This is a genomic window from Pannonibacter anstelovis (assembly GCF_036881715.1).
Lineage (GTDB): Bacteria > Pseudomonadota > Alphaproteobacteria > Rhizobiales > Stappiaceae > Pannonibacter > Pannonibacter anstelovis.
Genome location: NZ_JBAKBF010000002.1, coordinates 51,615 through 72,236 on the forward strand (window position 1 = coordinate 51,615; position 20,622 = coordinate 72,236).

The 20,622-nt window shown below is 63.3% G+C and carries 13 protein-coding genes and 1 tRNA gene; 6 read left to right on the top strand and 8 right to left on the bottom strand.

The features are described from left to right. The first annotated feature begins 20 nt into the window (after positions 1–20). Both V6L75_RS03065 and V6L75_RS03070 read left to right on the top strand, forming a co-directional pair. Entirely contained in the window at positions 21–4,106 is a 4,086-nt protein-coding gene (locus tag V6L75_RS03065) for a PAS domain-containing sensor histidine kinase (protein ID WP_334250060.1), read from the top strand. A gap of 223 nt (positions 4,107–4,329) precedes the next feature. Continuing rightward, positions 4,330–4,406 (top strand) — tRNA-His (locus V6L75_RS03070). Between the two features lie 420 nt (positions 4,407–4,826). Here the strand turns inward: V6L75_RS03070 and ribB are convergent. The 3 genes from ribB to V6L75_RS03085 form a co-directional block, all read right to left on the bottom strand. Then, positions 4,827–6,146 (bottom strand): 3,4-dihydroxy-2-butanone-4-phosphate synthase, encoded by a 1,320-nt coding sequence (gene ribB, locus V6L75_RS03075; RefSeq protein ID WP_334250061.1) that lies wholly within the window; start codon positions 6,144–6,146, stop codon positions 4,827–4,829. Positions 6,147–6,217: 71 nt separating this feature from the next. After that, positions 6,218–7,300 (bottom strand): chorismate synthase, encoded by a 1,083-nt coding sequence (gene aroC, locus V6L75_RS03080; protein ID WP_334250062.1) that lies wholly within the window; start codon positions 7,298–7,300, stop codon positions 6,218–6,220. Between the two features lie 74 nt (positions 7,301–7,374). After that, positions 7,375–8,586 (bottom strand): DUF3095 domain-containing protein, encoded by a 1,212-nt coding sequence (locus tag V6L75_RS03085; RefSeq protein WP_334250063.1) that lies wholly within the window; start codon positions 8,584–8,586, stop codon positions 7,375–7,377. Between the two features lie 198 nt (positions 8,587–8,784). Here V6L75_RS03085 and V6L75_RS03090 point away from each other — a divergent pair, with 198 nt between their 5' ends. Then, the gene (locus V6L75_RS03090) at positions 8,785–9,042 is read left to right on the top strand and encodes a DUF1344 domain-containing protein (RefSeq protein WP_334250064.1); all 258 of its coding nucleotides are present in this window, start codon (positions 8,785–8,787) and stop codon (positions 9,040–9,042) included. 10 nt (positions 9,043–9,052) lie between these two features. On the opposite strand, the gene V6L75_RS03095 is transcribed toward V6L75_RS03090, so the two are convergent. Next, positions 9,053–9,691: a histidine phosphatase family protein gene (locus tag V6L75_RS03095; RefSeq protein ID WP_334250065.1), complete on the bottom strand. Its 639-nt coding sequence runs from the start codon at positions 9,689–9,691 to the stop codon at positions 9,053–9,055. Between the two features lie 201 nt (positions 9,692–9,892). Next, positions 9,893–10,711, bottom strand: a complete 819-nt coding sequence (gene fabI / locus V6L75_RS03100; RefSeq protein ID WP_050472059.1) for an enoyl-ACP reductase FabI — start codon at positions 10,709–10,711, stop codon at positions 9,893–9,895. A 192-nt stretch (positions 10,712–10,903) separates the two neighbouring features. Between fabI and V6L75_RS03105 the strand changes: the two genes are divergently transcribed. After that, entirely contained in the window at positions 10,904–12,316 is a 1,413-nt protein-coding gene (locus V6L75_RS03105; RefSeq protein WP_334250066.1) for an FAD-binding oxidoreductase, read from the top strand. A 163-nt stretch (positions 12,317–12,479) separates the two neighbouring features. Here V6L75_RS03105 and V6L75_RS03110 read toward each other — a convergent pair whose 3' ends face one another. The 3 genes from V6L75_RS03110 to V6L75_RS03120 form a co-directional block, all read right to left on the bottom strand. Continuing rightward, a complete protein-coding gene (locus V6L75_RS03110; protein WP_334250067.1) occupies positions 12,480–13,634 on the bottom strand; it encodes an acyl-CoA dehydrogenase family protein in 1,155 nt (384 codons plus the stop codon). Positions 13,635–13,762: 128 nt separating this feature from the next. Further along, positions 13,763–15,376, bottom strand: coding sequence for an exodeoxyribonuclease VII large subunit (gene xseA / locus V6L75_RS03115; protein WP_334250068.1), 1,614 nt, complete (start codon positions 15,374–15,376; stop codon positions 13,763–13,765). 50 nt (positions 15,377–15,426) lie between these two features. Continuing rightward, positions 15,427–16,038: a TetR/AcrR family transcriptional regulator gene (locus V6L75_RS03120; protein ID WP_334250069.1), complete on the bottom strand. Its 612-nt coding sequence runs from the start codon at positions 16,036–16,038 to the stop codon at positions 15,427–15,429. Between the two features lie 230 nt (positions 16,039–16,268). On the opposite strand from V6L75_RS03120, the gene V6L75_RS03125 reads away from it, so the two are divergent. Together V6L75_RS03125 and V6L75_RS03130 are read left to right on the top strand one after the other, a co-directional pair. Further along, complete coding sequence (locus V6L75_RS03125; RefSeq protein WP_334250070.1) at positions 16,269–17,405, top strand: efflux RND transporter periplasmic adaptor subunit; 1,137 nt, start codon at positions 16,269–16,271, stop codon at positions 17,403–17,405. Positions 17,406–17,407: 2 nt separating this feature from the next. Continuing rightward, positions 17,408–20,530 carry an efflux RND transporter permease subunit gene (locus V6L75_RS03130; protein WP_334250071.1) on the top strand — a complete coding sequence of 1,041 codons (3,123 nt, stop codon included), beginning with the start codon at positions 17,408–17,410 and terminating at the stop codon, positions 20,528–20,530. Positions 20,531–20,622 lie beyond the last annotated feature (92 nt).

Consider the following 20,622-nt stretch of genomic DNA (forward strand, 5'->3'; position numbering starts at 1 on the left):
CGGCGTAGTGGAGTTGACCCATGGACGAGCACCTGACGACCTTTCTGGAGCTCGGCAGCCTGGCCCCGGTGGCGCGGCTGACCGGTTCCGGCCGTCCGGCCTGGATCTGGAACGGAACTGCAGACAGCATTCTGTGGGCCAATGCCGCAGGCGCGGCCTTCTTTGATGCTGCATCGGCCGAGGAACTGGCACTGGTGCCGGGGCTGGAGCGGGCACAGGCCCGCCCGCATCTGGCGCGGATTGCGGCTGAAGGTCCGGTTGGCAAGCCGGTTCTGGAGCGGTTGCGCTTTTACAAGGGCCTGCGCGCTATTCTGCTGACCTGCCAATGCCAGCGCCTGGAGCTGCCGGACGGCAGTCACGGTGCTCTGATTGCGGCAGTCGATGGAGCCGAGGCACCAGGTGATGCGCTGGCGGCCTATGCCAGCCTGTTGCAGGGGCCGGAGCACAGTGCCTTCATGCTTGATGCAAACGGCACTGTTCTGGCTGCCGCCGGGGTGCTTGGCACGCGGCTGACGGCTGGAGAGGCTGCCGGTTTCGAGCCGGACACCGGTACGCTGATGATCGGGGGCGCCTTTCACGATGCCCTGCGCCTGTCGCTTGCCGATGGCCGCAGCCTGATGCTGGTGGATGACCAGCCGCTGGAACTTGATGCCCCGGATGAGGTGGAGACGGCAGCTGCCGCCAGTGAATCCACCGGGTCTGATGCGGTTGCGCTGACCGTTGAAGAAGAGGCCCCGAGCACGGAGGCCGAAGCGGAAGAGGAGACGGTGGCCGCCGCCCCGCAACCTGTTGAAGAGCCGGTCTCTTTTTCTGATGCACCCGTGACCGAAACCGCTGACGCGCCTCTGGAAGATGCCCCGGCATCTGAAACGCCCGCGCGCTTCGAGCACCGGGAACGCTCCGTCCGTTTTGCCTGGAAGATGGACGTGGACCAGCGCTTCACCTTCGTCTCGCCGGAGTTCACGGATGCGCTTGGGCCGGATGCAGGCGCCATCACCGGGATGACCTGGAACGAGGTTGCCGAACGCTTTGGCCTTGATCCGCGCGGCAGCATTGCCCGCGCCCTGTTGCGACGTGACACCTGGAGCGGCAAGACGCTGGACTGGCCCGTCGATGGCGGGCGTCTGCTGGTGCCTGTGGACATGGCGGCGCTGCCTGCCTTTGACCGCCGCCGTGTCTTTGAAGGGTACCGCGGCTTCGGCGTGGTGCGCCTTGGCGACGCGGAGCCCCGGACAGGAGCGCCGGAGCAGGCCGTGCCGTTGGCCGCAGAAGCCGCTGAAAGTCCGGAGCCTGCCGGCGTAGAGCCAGCTGCTGAGATTGCACCAGCTGCAGAACCGGAGCGCGAGGCCGAAGCTGGCGAAGTTCTGCCGGATATCATTCCGGTGCAGGAGCCGGAACTGGCTGATGCCGCCGCCGTTGAGGCGATGTTTGACGAGGCCGGGACCAGCACCGGAGACGCAGCTTCCGCCGGGGATGAGGTTGCAGAGCCTGAAGCTGAAGCCGGCGCCGTTTTCGCTGCTGAAGATACGGTACCGGAGAGTGATCAGGACAAGGAGGCCGGCGAACCTGAAGAGGGCGTGAATCCGCAGCCCGTGGCGTCAGCATCCCCAGCACGTAATTGGATAGAGGATATCAAGGCGACGACGGTGGCACGCAGGACTGAGACACCGCGTGAGGCAGATCTTTTCGGCGACGCGCCAAAGGTCGGCATCACCGGTGACCAGCCGCTTAAGCCGAAGGAAATCGAGAAGGCAGTGCGTACGCTCGCCCGTGAGTTTGATGCCGCTGTCGAGCGCCGTGCTGCGGCCCGTGAGGCCGCCAATGCGGCTGCCAGCGCAGAGCCGCGTGCCTACCGCCAGAAGGCGGAGGAGACTGTTGATGCAGAGCCAGCAGTCACGGCGGAAGACGCTGCACTGCTGCCAGTGGAGGATCCGGCAGAAGAGGTTCCAGCCGTACCGGAGGCTGTTGCTGACGCCCCTGTGGATGCAGTGAGTGAAGCGGAAGAGGCGGCAAAGGCTGATGAAGCCACTCCGCCGGAAGCTGCCGCCGGATCAGAGCTTGCCGCCACTTCTGAGGCCGTTGAGGCACAGGGGGAGCCAGCCAGCGCCGCAGAGGAAGAGACTTTCGAAGCCGAGGCCGAAGCTGAAGCCGAGGCCGAAGCCGCACAGGAAGAGGCTGTTCTGCCAGCCGGGCCCGCTGCAGGGGCCGGTGCTGAAGCAGATGACTTTGCCGCGCTGGAACAGGCCATGCAGAAGGCTGCCGGAGAAACCGTGCCCGAAGAGGTGGTGGAGCCTGAAGCGGGAGCTGAACCGGAGACGGCGGCTGCTTCCGAAGCTGCACCTGAACCGGTCCAGCCGCGTCCGGACAGCCGTGTCGTGCCCTTCACCGGCAAGCCCACCCGCGTGGTGCCGGTAGATGCCTCGCGCCTGACCAAGCCGGAGCGGGCTGCCTTCCGCAAGATCGCCGAAGCGCTGGGCGCAAGGCTTGAAGGCGACTTCGGCCTTGATGATGATACGGAAGAGGAAATTGCGGAGGCAGCTGCCCGGCTGCGCCCGGTCGCCCCGCCTGCCGCCCCGGTTGATCCGCGCCTTCTCGACCGGCTGCCCATCGGCATTGCCATCGTCCGCGACCGCGAGGTGCTCTACACCAACGAAACGCTGCTGGCGCTGCTCGGCTATCCCAATCTGGAAGCTCTGGACGAGGCAGGCGGCTTCGAAGCCCTGTTTGCCGGCCCCGATCATCTGCCGGGTGACCGGCTGGAGGGCACGCTGGACGAGACCATGAAGCTGCGGCTGGCCGACGGCCGCCTGAAGCCGGTTTTCGCGCGCATGCACACCGTGCCGTGGAATGGCGGGCGCGGTCTGATGGTCTCCATCATCGAATGCCGCCAGCCGCCGGCCGGCGAGGCGTCTCCGGCGCCTGCTGCTGCCGCCGCTGCCCAGCCCTCTGCCATTCCGGCACATGTGGAGCGGGAGCTTGCCCGTGCCCGTGAGCAGATTGCCGAAATGGACACGATTCTTGAGACGGCGACGGACGGCGTTCTGCTGCTGGACCGGTTCGGCACCATCCTCAAGGCCAATGGCTCGGCTGAGGCGTTGTTCGGGGCGTCGCGCGTCGACATTACCGGCGCGCCGCTGACCGAGTTCCTGGCGCCGGAAAGCCACCGTTCGGCGCTGGACTATCTCGACGGGCTGTCGCGCAACGGCGTCGCCAGCGTGCTCAACGATGGGCGTGAAGTCATAGGCCGGGTGTCATCCGGCGGGCTTATTCCGCTGTTCATGACCATCGGCCGCTTGGGGCAGGGCAATGATACGCTGAAGTTCTGCGCGGTGCTGCGCGACATCACCCAGTGGAAGGCGGCTGAGGAAGAGCTGACCAAGGCCAAGCGCCAGGCAGAAACCGCCAGCTCGCAGAAGTCGGACTTCCTGGCCAAGATCAGCCATGAGATCCGCACGCCGCTCAATGCCATCATCGGCTTCTCGGAAGTGATGATGGAAGAGCGTTTCGGCGCCATCGGCAACGAGCGCTACAAGGAATACCTGAAGGATATCCGCACCTCCGGCTCTCATATCATGAGCCTGATCAACGATCTTCTCGACCTGTCGAAGATCGAGGCGGGCAAGATGGACCTGACCTTCGCTGCCGTCTCCGTCAACGAGATCGTGCGCGAATGCGTGGCTCTGATGCAGCCGCAGGCAAACCGGGAGCGGGTGATCATCCGCGCCAGCCTTCCGGCGACGGTGCCCAATGTGGTGGCGGACCTGCGTTCGCTGCGCCAGATCGTGCTGAACCTCCTGTCCAACGCCATCAAGTTCAACCGCTCCGGCGGGCAGGTGATCGTATCTTCGGCGCTGGAGCCCACGGGCGAGGTGGCGCTGCGGGTGCGCGATACGGGCACGGGCATGAATGCCAAGGATCTGGCCGCCGCGCTGGAGCCCTTCCGCCAGCTGCACACCGCCCGCCCCGGCAGCGGCACGGGTCTTGGCCTGCCACTGACCAAGGCGCTGGTGGAGGCCAACCGCGCCGCTTTCCGCATCGACAGCGTGCCGGATCAAGGCACATTGGTGGAAATCATCTTCCCGCCCCAGCGCGTGCTGGCGGAATGACCTGAGAGCAGGCCGCAAGTCTGCGGCTTGTCCGGCTTGCCCACAGGGCAGGCGGCTCCATGTTGATGACGCAGCTTTTTTGCTTGCCGCCGCAGGAAAGCTCGATTAGAAGACCGCTTGCAAAGACGGATCGCAGCGCTGACGGTCCGCGCCGTTGTTTTGCTGGCCAAGGGCCTCGAACTTGCGGAAGCGCTGATGCGGGAGGCTTGCCCTCTCAGCCCGTGCAGACGTAGCTCAGTTGGTTAGAGCGTCGGATTGTGGCTCCGAAGGTCGGTGGTTCGAATCCACCCGTCTGTACCATTTCTCTTCCATGGATGATGTGTTTGAAGCGCCGTTTCTGTGACGTTCCGCGTTTTCAGTGCGCAGCCTCCCGCTGCTGCGTCGCCCCGGACAAGCGCAGCGCGATCCGGGGTCTACTCATTTCCAGAGAATTGCCGTGTTCCCCGGATGGTTAAGCCCGTGCGGCGCTTGAGCATTTTCAAGGCGTGATGCGTCAGCATCTCAGAGCCTTGGTGCAATGGCGGCATTGCTGCTTCTGCTCCGCTGAGAGCCTTTGCGCTTCGCAACAACCTGACCGCTCTGCGAGCGAGTGGTTCCCGGATCTCCGCTTCGCTGCGTCCGGGACGACAGCGTGAGCGTGTTGCGGGGCAGGGCCTCTCCTCACAAAAGAAGAACGCCGCAGGGGTGAGCTGCGGCGTTTGATCTGGCATCTGCGAGGCCTCAGGCTTCCAGGATTTCCGTGGATTCGATCTTGATGTCGAAGCCTTCGAGACCGACGTAGTGGCGCTCGCGGGAGGAGAGGAGGCGGATGGAGGTGACCCCGAGATCCTTGAGGATCTGCGCGCCGATACCAACCTCACGCCACTGTTCCTGCCGGGCCTGGGCCGAACCGTGCTCTTCCGTTTCTGCGGCTTCCAGATCCGTGCGCTGACGGCGGGACTGGCGGGCAACGCCGACCGAGCCCTCACGCAGGAATACGATCACACCGCGTCCCCGGTCCGCAAAGCTCTTCATCACCGCGTCGAGCGGCTGTGCGGCGCCGAACACATCATCCAGCACGGATTCCAGTTGCAAGCGTACGGGTACGCTGCGCCCGTCGAGGATGTCGCCATAGACGATGGCGACATGGTGCATCGGGTCGTAAGGCGTGGAATAGGTGACGGCATAGGCAGGGCCTGCTACCGTCTGGATCGGCTGCTCGTTGACGCGCTCGATCAGCTTTTCCGTGCGCTGCCGCCACGCGATGAGGTCGGAAACGGACACCATCTTGAGGTCGTGCTCGGCGGCAAACTCGGCCACCTGCGCGCCGCGCTTGACCGTGCCGTCGTCGTTGACCAGCTCGGAAATGACGCCCACCTGCTCCAATCCGGCAAGGCGGCACAGGTCCACGGCGGCTTCCGTATGGCCGGAGCGGATCAGCACGCCGCCTTCCTTGGCAATCAGCGGGAAGATGTGACCCGGGCGGACGAAATCGGACGGTCCGGCATTCGGGTTCGCCAGTCCGCGCACCGTGGCGCAGCGCTCATCCGCCGAAATGCCGGTGGTCAGGCCGTGGCGGTAGTCGACGGAAATGGTGAAGGCGGTCGACAGCGGCGCGTCATTGTTCGAGACCATCGGGTCAAGGCGCAGCCGCTTGGCGGCGGCCAGCGTCATCGGTGCGCAGACGATGCCGGAGGTGTGGCGCACGATGAAGGCCATCTGCTCCGGCGTCACCTTGGTGGCGGCGACGATCAGATCGCCTTCGTTTTCGCGGTCGTCATCATCAGTGACGACAACAATTTCGCCGCGCTCAAAGGCACGGATCGCTTCGGCTACACGGGCCTGGGACACGGGATGCTCCTTGGTGATGGAAAGGCCGAGAAAGTCATTGGGTGTGACGCCGCCGCCGGTGGCCTCGGCAATCTTGCGTGCCATGTCACGCGATACCCAGGCGCCGGGATCGTTGCACAGAGCCGTCACCGAAGCCGGTGACAGGCCAGCGCGCCGCGCAAATGCGCTGCGGCTTTCTCCGTTTGCTGCAAGCCAATGATCTAGTCTCATGCTCTGACGCTAGCGCAATGCGCTTTCAGCCGCAAGGAAAAGAAGATCAAATTTTCAGTGAGGCTGAAAGATTAGCCGACCTGCCCGCGATGCCGCAGGAAATGGTCCGCCAGCACGCAGGCCATCATCGCCTCGCCCACGGGCACGGCGCGGATGCCGACGCAAGGGTCGTGGCGGCCCTTGGTCATCACATCCACCTCGTCGCCTTGCCGGGTGACAGACTGGCGCGTGGTGAGGATGGAGGAGGTGGGCTTCACTGCAAAGCGTGCCACGATCGGCTCACCTGAGGAAATGCCGCCCAGAATGCCGCCTGCGTGGTTGGACAGGAACAGCGGGCGGTCATTGCCGGCGCGCATCTCGTCGGCGTTTTCCTCGCCCGTCAGGTTTGCCGCATCAAATCCGTTGCCGATCTCCACAGCCTTCACCGCGTTGATGGACATGAGCGCGCTGGCGATATCCTGGTCCAGCTTGCCGTAGAGCGGGGCGCCAAGGCCTGCAGGCACGCCTTCTGCCACCACCTCGATCACCGCGCCAACGGAAGAGCCTGCCTTGCGGATGCCGTCGAGATAATCCGCATAGAACGCGGCCATCTTTGCATCGGGGCAGAAGAAGGGATTGTTGTCCACCTCCGCCCAGTCCCAGTTGTTGCGGTCGACCTTGTGCGGGCCCATCTGCACCAGGGCAGCGCGGATGGTGACATGCGGGATGATCTTGCGGGCAACGGCGCCAGCCGCAACGCGCATGGCGGTTTCGCGGGCCGAGGACCGTCCGCCGCCACGATAGTCGCGGATGCCGTACTTGGCATCGTAGGTGTAGTCGGCGTGGCCGGGGCGGTAGCGGTCCTTGATATCGGAATAATCCTTGGAGCGCTGGTCCGTGTTCTCCACGTAGAGGGAAATCGGTGTGCCGGTGGTCTTCTGAACGCCGTCCTCATCCACCATCACGCCCGAAAGGATTTTTACCTCGTCCGGCTCGCGCCGCTGGGTGGTGAAGCGGTTCTGGCCGGGCTTGCGCTTGTCCATGAAGCCCTGAATGTCGGCTTCCGTCAGCGGGATCAGCGGCGGGCAGCCATCCACGACGCAGCCGATCGCCGGCCCATGGCTTTCGCCCCAGGTGGTGAAACGGAAGAGGTGGCCGAAGGAATTGTGCGACATGGAAAGCCTGTGGCTGATCGTGACGGTTCGTAACGGTTCTGGGGCCAGTGTCTTAGGTGGGAAATGCCCTGCGGTCAAATGGACTGCGTGCTGTAAAGCTGCTGCTGCCGCTCCTTGAAGGCCCTTGCGGCCATGGAGAGCCCGCCATCGGCGCCATCCACGAAATGCACGTGCTGCCGCCCGGCCATATCGGAGACAAGACAGGTCATCAGCGCGGTGTCTGACTGATGCAGGCCATAGATGATGCGCCCGGCAGAAAACTCTGCTTCCAGAAACGTCTTGAGGCCGCTGATCTGCTGTTCGTTCAAGTCCAGCACCAGCCGCAGCGTATCATCGAACTTGCGGTAATCGGTGTTGGTCAGCATGTCCTGCATGTATTCCGCAGGTTTAAGAGGCCCCAGGGTCCAGCCGGTCCAGCGGGAAAAGCGCACGGCAGCCACGCCGAGAATGATCTTCAGCACCTGCTTCAGTCTGACCTTTCCGCCGCCGAGCAGCTTGGCCTCCCGGGTCAGGGTATCCGGAGCTGTTCGCAGGGACAGGGTCTCCGGCGTGACGGGTGCCTCCGGCATCTGCGCTGCCTGCGGGTCGCTGCCCGTTGCCTGGCGCAGGCCGCTCATCAGGGACTTGAGAGCTGCCGGATCGCTCGTCGCCGCAGGGCGCACCATCAGGCTGATCATCTGCCCGTGGCGGGAGGGCAAGGGCTCCCACCGGCAGGAAAAGCCGGTCAGATCGGGATCGGCAGGGGCTTCGACGCCGGAGAGGAAAGGACGCACGGCGTCCGGATCCTTCAGGATGGTTTCTGCAAGCTGCAACCCGTCGCCGGAGAACATGGCCAGATAGTTTCCGGGGCTCAGCTCGAACTTGCGCACCAGCACATCGGTGCCACGGGCGCGCAGCGCGCTGACGGGGATGAGTGCCGTACGCAGCTCCAGCGCAAGGACCTCTCCGGCCAGCCGGGCGACACCGGCCAGCGCCTCGGCTGCAACACCGTGCGCTTCCGGCGGTACCAATACGGTGGCACCATCGCCGCCGAAGACAAAGGGCACCTGATCGACGCCGAGCTTGTTGGTGAGGGCGGAAATCACCGCCACACCCACCATGTTCACATCCTTGTAGCGCCCGGCTGCAATCGCAGCGGTGGACTGCAGGATGTCAGCGATGCAGACGATCCAGTCATCGGGAACAGGGGCATAGCCACCCGCGTCGGCAACGCCGGCAAATTCGGTGAAGGCAGGCAGGAGGGCATAAAAACTTGCGGCATTGCCGGTCTCTGCGCCGTTTCTCATGATGGTTCCATGCCTTCCTCCGGTGATATCCGGATCCTGCCAAGAAAACGCCTTCAGTTTCCCTTACAGGTTTGTTTAAAGTCGTGCCCGTGCTTCGCATGCTGACATAGGCAGGCTATGGAATGCGGGCAAGGACTGGACGGCCAAACCTTTGGATGCCAGAGACAACGGGCACCCGCCGATAGACCGGAGTTGAGAATGAAGCGTGTACGTGCAGGTTTGATCGCCCTTGGCATGATGGGTCTTGTGAGCACGGCAGCTATGGCTGACGAGGCGACCGGCGAGATTGCGCAGGTGAATGTGGATACCGCCACCATCACCATGACCGACGGGACGACCTACACCTTCCCGGTGGATTTCTTCGTCGATGACATCAAGCCGGGCCAGAAGGTGCGCGTCTTCTATGACGTTGAAGGCGGACAGCGGAAGCTCTACGACCTGCAGATCGAAGGCTGAGGGCAGTCCCTCAGATCAGGCTGAGCTTTCCATCTTTCCACAGATAGACAACATCCTGAGGCACATCGAGCCTCGGGATCTCTGCAGGGGCAATGTCCTCCAGCAGGCCGCGCAGCACGCGGATCACGCCGCCATGAATGACAGAGACTGACGGCTCCGTCTGTTCCGCCAGCCATCCGCTGATTCGCTGTGACAGCATGGCATAGCTTTCGCCCTTTGGCGGCACGAAGCCCCACTTGTCTGACCGGCGCTGCGCAACAAGCGCGGGGTCGCTCGCCGCGAGTTCTTCAAGGGTGCGACCTTCCCAGTCTCCGAAGGTGATTTCCTTGACGCGGGGCTCCAGCTCGTAGCCTCCGGCGGGCAGGCCCATGGCCTCGCGCATCAGATCCATGGTCTCGCGGGTGCGGCCGAGGGGCGAGGCAATGAAGCGCAGCCCCGCCGGATCAATGCCCTCATGCGACAGGAACGAGGCCAGCGCCTGGCCGTTGCGGCGTGCCTGACCACGGCCTGTATCATTGAGCGGAATGTCTTTTTGCCCCTGCATCCGGCCTTCCGCGTTCCAGTCGGTCTGGCCGTGACGGATGAAGATGAGCAGTTTGGAAACTTGCAGCTTCATGCGGAGCGTTCCGGTCTCGGTGAGGTCGGCCATGAGGTCTCTTTCGGGAAGATACGCAGCGGGCGGGGCACTGGATGCTGCTGTGCGAGAATGCCATGGCTTTGTAAACAAGCCATGTGACCACAGGAAGCAGGCCCGGTAAATTTTGCGATACTGTACCTTCCGCGCACAAAAGAAAAAGGGCACCCGGTGGGGGTGCCCTTTCAATCCTGCTTCAGGTCCCGGGCCTGAAGATTACTCCTTGACCACCGAAATATCCGGTGCGTCCACGGCCTTCATGCCGACGACGTGGTAGCCGCAGTCGACATGCTGCACTTCGCCGGTGATGCCACGGCCAAGGTCGGACAGGAGGAACATGGCCGCATCGCCCACTTCCTCGATGGTGACCGTGCGGCGCAGCGGAGCGTTGTACTCGTTCCACTTCAGAATGTAGCGGAAGTCGCCGATGCCCGAGGCCGCGAGCGTCTTGATCGGACCGGCGGAAATTGCGTTGACGCGGATGTTCTGCGGGCCGAGGTCAGCCGCCAGATACTTGACGCTGGCTTCCAGAGCCGCCTTGGCAACGCCCATGACGTTGTAGTGCGGCATCACCTTTTCAGCGCCGTAATAGGTCAGCGTCAGCACGGAGCCGCCATCGGTCATCAGCTTCTCGGCGCGCTGGGTGACAGCGGTGAGCGAATAGACCGAAATGTCCATGGTGCGGGCGAAGTTGCCCGGCGTGGTGTCCACATAGCGGCCGGTCAGCTCTTCCTTGTCGGAGAAGGCAATGGCGTGGACGAGGAAGTCGAGCTTGCCCCAGGTCTTTTCCAGATGGGCGAACACGTCGTCAATGCTGGCTGCGTCGGTGACATCGCAATGGCCGGCGACGATGGCGCCCAGCTGTTCGGCAAGCGGCTCGACGCGCTTCTTCAGGGCCTCGCCCTGGTAGGTGAGGGCGATTTCTGCGCCTGCATCCGAGAGGGCCTTGGCGATACCCCAGGCAATCGACCGGTTGTTGGCAACGCCCATCACGAGGCCGCGCTTGCCTTTCATCAGTCCGTGCGTTTCCGCCATGTTTTTCTCCAGATGACTTCCTTAACCGTCTGCCCGGCGGGCTGGCTTCCTATGGCACACGCGGTTGTCCGCTTCAAGTCTGCTGCCGTGCCTGTGGCAAAGCTCCGGCTGGACCGGCGGGCCGCGATATGATAGCGGCGCGCTGTCGTCAGTTTTGCCCCCAGCCGGGGCCGGACCTTCAGGGAGCCCGTCATGGCCGATACTGCCCACGCAGCCCGTTTTGCCGAAATCATCGGCGCTGCCAATGTTCTGACCGCAGCCTCAGACAAGGCGCCCTATCTCGTGGAATGGCGCGACCTCTATCAGGGCGTCACCCCGATGGTGCTGCGCCCCGGCTCCACGGAAGAGGTCAGCGCGGTGCTGCGATATGCTGACGAGCAGGGCCTCAAGATCGTGCCGCAAGGCGGCAATACCGGTCTCGTCGGTGGCCAGATCCCGCAGGAATCCGGGGATGAGATCGTCCTTTCGCTCGGCCGCCTCAACAGGGTGCGCAACGTCGATCCGGAGGGGTTCACCATCACGGTGGAGTCTGGCGTGGTGCTGGAAGCGCTGCAGCGTGAAGCCGACAAGGTGGACCGGCTGTTTCCGCTTTCGCTTGGTGCGCAGGGCTCCTGCCAGGTCGGCGGTAACCTTTCGACGAACGCCGGCGGCACTGCAGTGCTTGCCTATGGCAACAGCCGCGATCTGGTTCTCGGCCTCGAAGTGGTGATGGCAAACGGGGACATCTGGAACGGCCTGCGCGCGCTGCGCAAGGACAACACCGGTTATGATCTGAAACAATTATTTATCGGCGCCGAAGGCACTCTGGGGGTCATCACGGCTGCCACCTTGAAGCTTTTCCCCAAGCCGAAGAAGCTGGAAGCCGCCTTCGTTGGTCTGGCGAGCCCGGAAGATGCGTTGCAGCTCTTTTCGCTCGCCAAGGGGCAGGCCGGACCGATTCTCACTGGCTTTGAGATCATGCCGCGTGTCGGCCTCGAGTTCTGCCTGCGCCATCTCAATGGCGCCCGCGACCCGCTGTCCGGCAGCCATCCCTGGTATGTGCTGATGGAACTTTCCTCCGGCACGGAAGCCTTCCCGGTACGCGATCTGCTGGAGTCCATTCTGGGTGAGGCCTTCGAGAAGGGCGTTGTCGAGGATGCGGCCTTTGCCGAGAGCCTGCAGCAGGTGAACGATTTCTGGCACATCCGCCACGGCATGTCGGAGGTGCAGCGTGCAGAGGGCGGCTCGATCAAGCATGACGTGTCCGTGCCGGTGGCCTCGATCCCGGCTTTCCTCAACAAGGCGATTGCCGCCGTTGAAGCCATGGTGCCCGGCTGCCGCCCGGTGCCCTTCGGTCATCTGGGTGATGGCAACATCCACTTCAACGTCAGCCAGCCCATTGGCGCCGACAAGGAAGCCTATATCGCGCGCTGGGACGAGATGAACGAACTGGTCCACGGCATCGTGCACGAGTTCAACGGCTCCATCTCCGCCGAACACGGCATCGGCCGCCTGAAGCGCGATCTGATGAAGCAGGTGAAGAGCGAGCTGGAACTCGACCTGATGCAGCGCATCAAAACCGCCTTTGACCCGAAGAACACCCTCAATCCGGGACGCGTGCTGTAAGGTGAATGAGTGGGGCTGGCCTGTGTTTCGGGACACCGGCCGGCCGCATTCCGGTGGGCCTGTGGTAGGCTGCAAGCCTCCCCATTTTCGTCCTGCCATGGCTTGACCATGGCAAGACGGAGAGAGGACGATAGGCGCGTGCCTTTCCGCCAACCTCCGCCCCTCAGATCCCCTTCAGAGTTTCCCGGGCGATGATGAGGCGCTGGATTTCGCTGGTGCCTTCGTAGATCGTCGTGATTCGAGCGTCGCGGGCGTAACGCTCCAGCGGGTAGTCCTTGATGTAACCGGCGCCGCCGTGGAGCTGCAGGGCCGTGTAGGTGGCTTTCTGCGCCGCTTCCGAGGCGAAGAGCTTGGCCATGGAGGCTTCACGGGCGAAGGGGCGGCCCTGATCCTTGAGCCATGCTGCCTGCAGGATGAGCAGTCGGGCGGCTTCCAGTTCGGTTTCCCGGTCGGCGATCATCCACTGGATGCCCTGCATGTCAGACAGCGGCGCGCCGAACTGCTGGCGCTCCTTCACATAGGCCTTGGCCGCGCTCATGGCAGCACGCGCAATCCCCAGAGATAGCGCGGCGATGCCGATGCGCCCGCCCGCCAGTTCTCCCACTGCAACGCGGAAGCCCTGGTTTTCCTGCCCCATCAGAGCAGAAGCGGGCACACGGCAATCCTGAAACAGCACCTCATTGGTCGCAGAACCCGTCTGGCCCATCTTCTTTTCCGCCTTGCCGATGATGAGCCCAGGCGTGCCTGCCTCGACGAGGAAGCAGGAAATGCCCTTGCCCTTCGGCGCGGCAGGATCGGTGACGGCCCAGACGACGAAGACGCCCGCATATTCGGCGGAGGTGATGTAGAGCTTGGCGCCATTGAGGATATAGCTGTCCCCATCCTTCACGGCGCGGGTCTTCATGCCGGCGGGGTCGGAGCCTGCGCCTGCTTCCGTCAGGCAGAAGCCGCCGGCGGCGTAGGTGCCATCGGTCAGCTTCGGCAGATAGGCGGCGCGCTGAGCTTCGTTGCCGACTGCCTGGATCACCTCTCCCACCATGTTTGTCACCGACACGGTGACGCCGGTGGAGGCGCATGCCTGGCCCAGAGCTTCGACGGAAAGCGCAAAGGCCAGCGTGCCCGCTTCCGTGCCGCCGTAGTCCGCCCGGACATTGAGGCCCATGAAGCCGTTCCCGGCCAGAACCTTCAGGTTCTCCAGAAAAGCCTCGCGTCCGCCGCCATGGTCCAGCGTTTCGGCCAGCGGTGCCAGCCGGTCCGCCGCCAGCTTGCGGGCGGTGTCGGCAATGAGGCTCTGTTCCTCGGTCAGGTCGAAATGCATGGCTGCGCTGCTCCCGCAATGAGGCCGGATCCTGCGCGAAAGCTAGCGAAGGGGGCAGGGCATGTCCATTGGCCGGGAGCCCTCCAAAGGGCGGACAAGCCTGCGAAATTCACCCGGGATCTTTGCCCTCAGAACAGGCTGCCCTGACTGGAAGCCGGCGCATCCGTCTTTGGTGCAGCGGCTTTTGCGGGGCGGGGCTTCTTCGCTGGCGGCACGGTGCTGCCGCTGGCGGTAGAAGAAGATGCGGGGGCGTCCCCCTCCACCACTTCGGCGGAGATCTGGCCGCCTGCCAGTTCGATGGAGAGCAAGGTGCCTGCGGGGGCATCCGCGGGGTTGCGCAGCGGCTGGCCATCGGCGGCGCGTACCAGCGCATAACCGCGTGACAGCACATCCTTGTAGGATAGGGACTTCAGCAGCTTGGACAGACTGTCGAGCCGGGCGCGCCGTTCCTGCGTCAGCTGCTGGCCGGTGCGGCCGAGCCGTGTGGAGAGCGTGCCGAGCCGCTCCTGCCCCAGCCGGATCTGGCGGATTAGCGGGGCAGGCGTGAGGCGGCCGGAGACGGCGTTGAGCCGCTGTGCTTGACTGGCGATGGCAACGGTGAGGGCACGGGCCAGCCGTTCCTCAAGCCCGGTCAGCCGGTCACGGGCCTGCGTTGTGCGGCGGGCGAGGGTCAGCGGTGTAAGCAGCGCCTCTGCGCGCATCAAACGGGTGCGGTGGGCACGGGTGTTGACGGAAAGCCCCCGCTCCAGATTGCCGGCGGCAAAGTCAAAGCGCTGGCGCGGCAGGGCCAGAAGGTCACGCGGTGCGGGCAGGGCGGCAGCGGCGGCGCGCAGCTCCGTCCGGCGGCTGGCCACAAGCCGCAAGAGCCCGGCGGAAAGGCGGCGGTTCAGATCGTTGAGCGAGGCCATCAGTTCGGCCTTCACCGGCACGGCGATTTCGGCCGCGCCTGTGGGCGTCGGGGCACGCAGATCTGCGGCCAGATCGATCAGCGTCCAGTCGGTCTCGTGGCCGACAGCGGAGATCAGCGGGATGGCGCTTTCGGCAGCTGCCCGCACCACAGCTTCGTCGTTGAAGCCCCAAAGATCCTCAAGGCTGCCGCCGCCGCGGGCAACGATGATGAGATCCGGCCTGGGAATGGCCCCGCCCTCGGGCAGCGCGTTGAAGCCACGGATGCCGTTGGCGACTTCCGCGCCGCAGGTCTCGCCCTGCACGCGCACGGGCCAGACCAGCACATGCAGCGGGAAGCGGTCGGAAATGCGGTGCAGAATGTCGCGGATCACCGCACCGGTGGGCGAGGTGACAACGCCGATGACACGCGGCAGGGTGGGCAGCGGCCTCTTGCGCTCGGGCGCGAACAGGCCCTCGGCAGCGAGCTTGCGCTTGCGCTCTTCCAGAAGGGCCATGAGCGCCCCGGCACCGGCCGGTTCCAGCGCATCGATCACCATCTGATACTTGGACTGGCCGGGGAAGGTGGTAACCTTGCCGGTGGCGATGACCTCCAGCCCCTGTTCCGGCTGGATCTTCAGCTTGGAGACGGCGCCTTTCCAGATGACGGCGGAGAGCACCGAGCGGTCATCCTTGAGATCAAGATAGATGTGGCCGGAGCCAGGCCGCGAGATGCGCCCCAGTTCGCCGCGCACCCGCACATAGCCGAAAGCATCCTCAAGCGTGCGCTTGATGGAGAAGGAGATATCAGAAACCGTGAATTCGGCGATGTTGGAATTCGGGGATGCTTCAGTCACGCCACTTGTCCTGCCTGTTGGCGCCAAGGTGGACGGATGGGCCGCCGGGGTCAAGAGTGCGGGGCACATGGCTCCGGATTGCCTGTGAATGCGGCCGGGGGATGGGCAAGAAGCTCGGAAAGGCGGGCAAGCCGCTGGAGTATTTCCTCTTCGGTGAAGGGGGAGACAGAAAACATCATCAGCTGCCAGACGCCTTCAATCGCGAGAAAGACAATCTCTGCAAGTTCCGGGGTCTCGCAGGTCGCGCGGATCTCGCGGATGAGGCTGACATGATGTGCCTTCACCGGGGCCAGCAGCTCCGGCTCCTCGGCAATGGCAGCAAGCATTCCTGCCGGTGGTTCACGCAAGGGGCAAACGTCCCGCGCCACGGCAATCAGATAGGCGCGCATCAGGGCATTGGGTTTGGTGTCGCGCGATGTTTCTTCGAAAGCCTCTCCGACAGACTTGCTGATGATCGCCATGTGCCGCTCGACCATGGCACGCAGGAGCTCGGACTTTGACTTGAAGTGATAAAGCAGCCCGCCCTTTGAAACGCCGGCTCTTTCAGCGACAGCCTCGAGCGACAGCTTGCGGGCACTTTCTGCGTAGACGAGTTCCACGGCCGCATCAATGAGCCGCTCCCGTGTCGCTTCCCGCTTTGCCTGCCTTGAGTCCTGCTGCATTTCTGTCACACCCGCCGCCGCTCTATGCCATATTCCGCAATGCGTCATCTTGACTTTACCGTCCGGACGGTAAAGTTTGCAAGCCAATGAGCGTAGATGGGTGATTACCCCTACAATGAGTGGTCGAAAATCCAGCGCTCCAGCGATACTATCCGCGGCAAGGCCCGGCAGGACACTGCGGGGGAAGTCGCATTAGAAAGCGGCCGGTTCGCCGCATGACCGGGAAACAGATGAAACGTTTCATTATCGGGCTTATTGCCATTGCGATCGTAGGTGGCCTTGGATATGGCGCCTGGTGGTTCGACAACTTCCGCGCCAGCATGATCCAGGCGTTCTTTGCGCAGCCGCGTCCGCCGATCACCATTTCAGCGCTGACCGTTGAGCCGGAGCGGGTCGAGCCCGTGATCCAGTCCATCGGTACCATCCGTGCACGTCAGGGCGTGGATGTTCCTGCCAGAACCTCCGGCATCATCAAGGAAATCCTTTTCACGTCCAACCAGGACGTCGAAAAGGGGCAGCTGCTGGTGCAGCTCGACGATGAGACCGAACAGGCCGACATGATCGCGGCCAAGGCGAACGAGGCCCGTGACGCGCAGGCGCTGAGCCGCGCTTCTGCGCTGAACACCCGCGGCTTCAGCTCCACTTCGGAGCTGGACAATGCCACTGCGGCTCTGGATGCCTCCCGCTCGCAGGTTGAGCGCGTTCAGGCGGCTATCAATCTGAAGAAGATTGTCGCGCCTTTCTCTGGCACCATAGGCATTGCCAAAGTGGATGAAGGCCAGTTCCTTCAGGCTGGAACTGCGATTGCCACGCTTCAGGATCTGAAGGTCATGAAGGTGGACTTCACGATTCCCGAGCAGCAGCTGCCGCTCGTCAGCATTGGCCAGGAAATCAAGGCGGGCCTGACGGAAGGCGAGCTCAGCCATCGCGGCAAGATCACCGGTATCGATCCGAAGATCGACCCGCAGTCGCGCCTCGTCTCGCTGCAGGCGGAAGTGGACAATTCTGAAGGCCTGCTGCGCCCTGGCCAGTTTGCCTTTGTCGAAGTTGTTCTGCCTGCCGAGGAGAACGTTATTGCCCTGCCGCAAACCGCAGTGGTGCAGAGCCTCTATGGCACTTACGTCTTCCGCGTTGTCGATGCCAAGCCCGAGGAAGGGGCCGCCGCTGACGCGCCGAAGAAGCAGATCGTCGAGCAGGTATTTGTCACCGCAGGCCGCCGCTTCGGCACCCAGATCGAAGTCAGCAAGGGCGTTTCCGCCGGCGATGTCATCGTCAATGCCGGGCAGAACAAGCTTGCCGCCGGTAACAGCGTGACCATCGACAATACGATCATGCCTAATGCCACGGGCATGACGACCGGAGAGTAAGAATGAATTTCTCCGAAATCTTCATCAGGCGGCCAGTGCTGGCAATTGTGGTCAACGTGTTGATCCTTTTGATGGGCGCACAGGGCATCCTGAACATGACCATCCGCCAGTATCCGAAGATCGACGAAACGGTGATCACCGTGACGACGGCCTTCGTCGGTGCCAGTGCGGACCTCATTCAGGGCTTCATCACCACGCCCATCGCCAAGGCTGTCGCCTCAGCGGAGAACGTGGACTACGTGTCGTCCAAGAGTACGCTTGGCGTGTCGACCGTCACGGTCAACATGAAGCTGAATTCTGACCCGGACAAGGCGCTGACGGAGGTCATCTCCAAAGTGCAGCAGGTGCGTGGGCAGCTGCCCACGGAGGCGGAAGATCCGGTGATCCAGAAGGGCACCGGCCAGTCCTTCGCCATCATGTATCTGACCGTGCTGTCGGATGTGATGTCCCCGCAGGAAATCACCGAGTTCACCTCCCGCGTGATCCAGCCGCAGCTTTCGATCGTCGAAGGCGTGGCGGATGCGCAGATCCTGGGTGAGCAGACATTCTCGATGCGCATCTGGATCGATCCAATCAAGCTCGCCGCCCGCAACGTGACGGCAGCAGAGGTGCTGTCGGCTATCCAGAGCGCGAACTTCCTCTCGGCGCCCGGCAAGACGGAAAACGAGTACGTCGCCTATCAGATCGAGACCAAGACCACACTGCAGACGCCGGAAGCATTCGGCGCACTGCCGATCCGCTCTGATGGCACTGAAGTGGTGCGCCTGCGTGACGTGGCCCGTACGGAGCTCGGCTCGAAGAGCACGGACGTGCGCGTGTCCTTCAACGGGCAGGGCGGTATCTTCCTCGGTATCATGCCGACGCCGTCCGCGAACCCGCTGGACACGGCACAGGGTATCCGCGATGCGCTGCCCAAGCTGCAGGAAAACCTGCCGGAGGGCATGTCGGTCGTCATCACCTATGACTCGACGCAGTTCATCAGCGCCTCGATCGAGGAGGTGTTCAAGACCATCGGCGAGGCCGTGATCATCGTGATTCTGGTGATCCTGCTGTTCCTTGGGTCATTCCGCTCGGTGATCATCCCGATTGTCACCATCCCGCTGTCACTTGTCGGTGTGTGTTTCTTCCTTTGGGCGCTGGGCTATTCGCTCAACACCCTGACGCTGCTGGCCATGGTGCTTGCCATCGGCCTCGTGGTGGATGACGCCATCGTGGTGGTGGAGAACATTCACCGGCATCTGGAGGAAGGCCTCAAGCCCATCCCGGCGGCGATCATCGGCATGAAGGAAATCTTCGGGCCGGTCGTGGCCATGACGATCACGCTGGGCGCCGTGTATGCGCCGATCGGCTTTGCACAGGGCCTGACCGGCGCGCTGTTCCGAGAGTTCGCCTTCACGCTGGCCGGTGCCGTGTTCATCTCCGGCTTCGTCGCGGTAACGCTGTCGCCGATGATGTCCTCGCGGCTTCTGACCGCAGAGCAGAGCCGCTTCCAGAAGTTCGTGGACCGGCTCTTCTCGCGGCTTACCACCTGGTATGGACGCCGCCTCAAGGCCTCGTTCAACTACAAGCCGGTAACCCTGATCGTTGTCATCGGTCTGATGAGCCTTACGGGTTTCATGTTCACGCGGATTTCCTCGGAACTGGCCCCGGAAGAGGATCAGGGTGCGCTTTTCTCGCTTGTGACGGCTCCGCAATATGCGACATCCGACTACACCCAGCTCTACACGAACCAGTTCTATGAACTGACGGACAATGCGCCGGGCGTGGACACGCGCTTCCAGATCGTAGGTTTCGGCGGCACCAACAGCGCATTCGCGATCTGGGTGCTGAAGCCCTGGAGTGAGCGGGAGCAGTCGCAGCAGGAGATCCAGCAGATCGTGCAGGCCGGCCTGCAGAAGTCTGCAGGTGTGGAAGCCTTTGTCTTTGCACCGGAATCGCTTCCGGGCGGCGGCGGCGGCCTGCCGATCCAGTACGTCCTTCAGACCACCGGCACCGCCGAGCAGGTCTATGAAGTGGCGGAACAGGTCAAGCAGCGCGCCATCGCCTCGGGCAAGTTCATCGTGGTGCAGAACTCCATGTCCTTCGAGAAGCCGCGGACCACGGTCACTATCGACCGTGACCGTGCGGCGGCTCTGGGCGTGCCGGTTTCGACCATCGGTCAGACCCTCAACATCCTGGTGGGTGATGCGCAGGTTGCGAAGTTCGACCGTGATGGCCGCGCTTACGAAATCATCCCGCAGGTTGACAAGCAGTTCCGCATGAACCCCGAGCGTCTGGCGGAACTCTATGTCCGCTCGGCGAGCGGGGCGATGGTGCCGCTGTCTTCCGTGGTGAAGATCGAGACTAACGCAACCGCCGTGGCTGAAGAGCAGTTCAACCAGCTCTACTCGGCAACCCTGTCGGCCCTGCCGATGCCGGGCGTAACCACGGGTGACGGCCTTGCGACCTTGCAGCAGATCGCCCGCGAGGAAATGCCGGAAGGCTTCTTCGAGGACTATGCTGGCCAGTCGCGCCTGGAAGTGAACGAAGGTAACACCATCATCATGGCCTTCGGCCTCGCGGTGATCATGATCTATCTCGTGCTCGCAGCCCAGTTCGAAAGCTTCCGCGATCCCTTCATCATCATGATGTCGGTGCCGCTGTCGATTTTCGGTGCCGTCGTGCCGCTGTTCATGGGGGCAGGAACGCTCAACATCTACACGCAGGTGGGCATGATCACGCTTGTGGGCCTGATCACCAAGCATGGCATTCTCATGGTCGAGTTTGCCAATGCCCAGCGTGAGTTGCACGGACTGAGCAAGCATGAGGCTATCATCGAAGCAGCGCGCGAGCGCCTGCGTCCCATCCTCATGACCACTGGCGCCATGGTGCTGGGCGTCCTTCCGCTCGTCATGTCGGAAGGTGCCGGTGCTGCAGCCCGCTATTCGATTGGTCTGGTGATCAGCACGGGCCTCGCGGTCGGTACTCTCTTCACCTTGTTCGTCGTGCCGATGTTCTACATGTACATCGGCCACGGCGACCACAAGAAGAGTGATGAGGACGATGAGGTGCCGGCAGCCGGTCACCACAAGCCGGCAGGCCATGGCAGTGCCCACGGCGCCGGCGAGGGTCCGGCAACGGCCTGAAATGAGCCTTGAGGCTTGAATGATCGAGCGCCGCCCCCCACAAAGGGGCGGCGTTCCCGCTTGTCCTGCAAGCGATCTTACCTCTGCCCAAT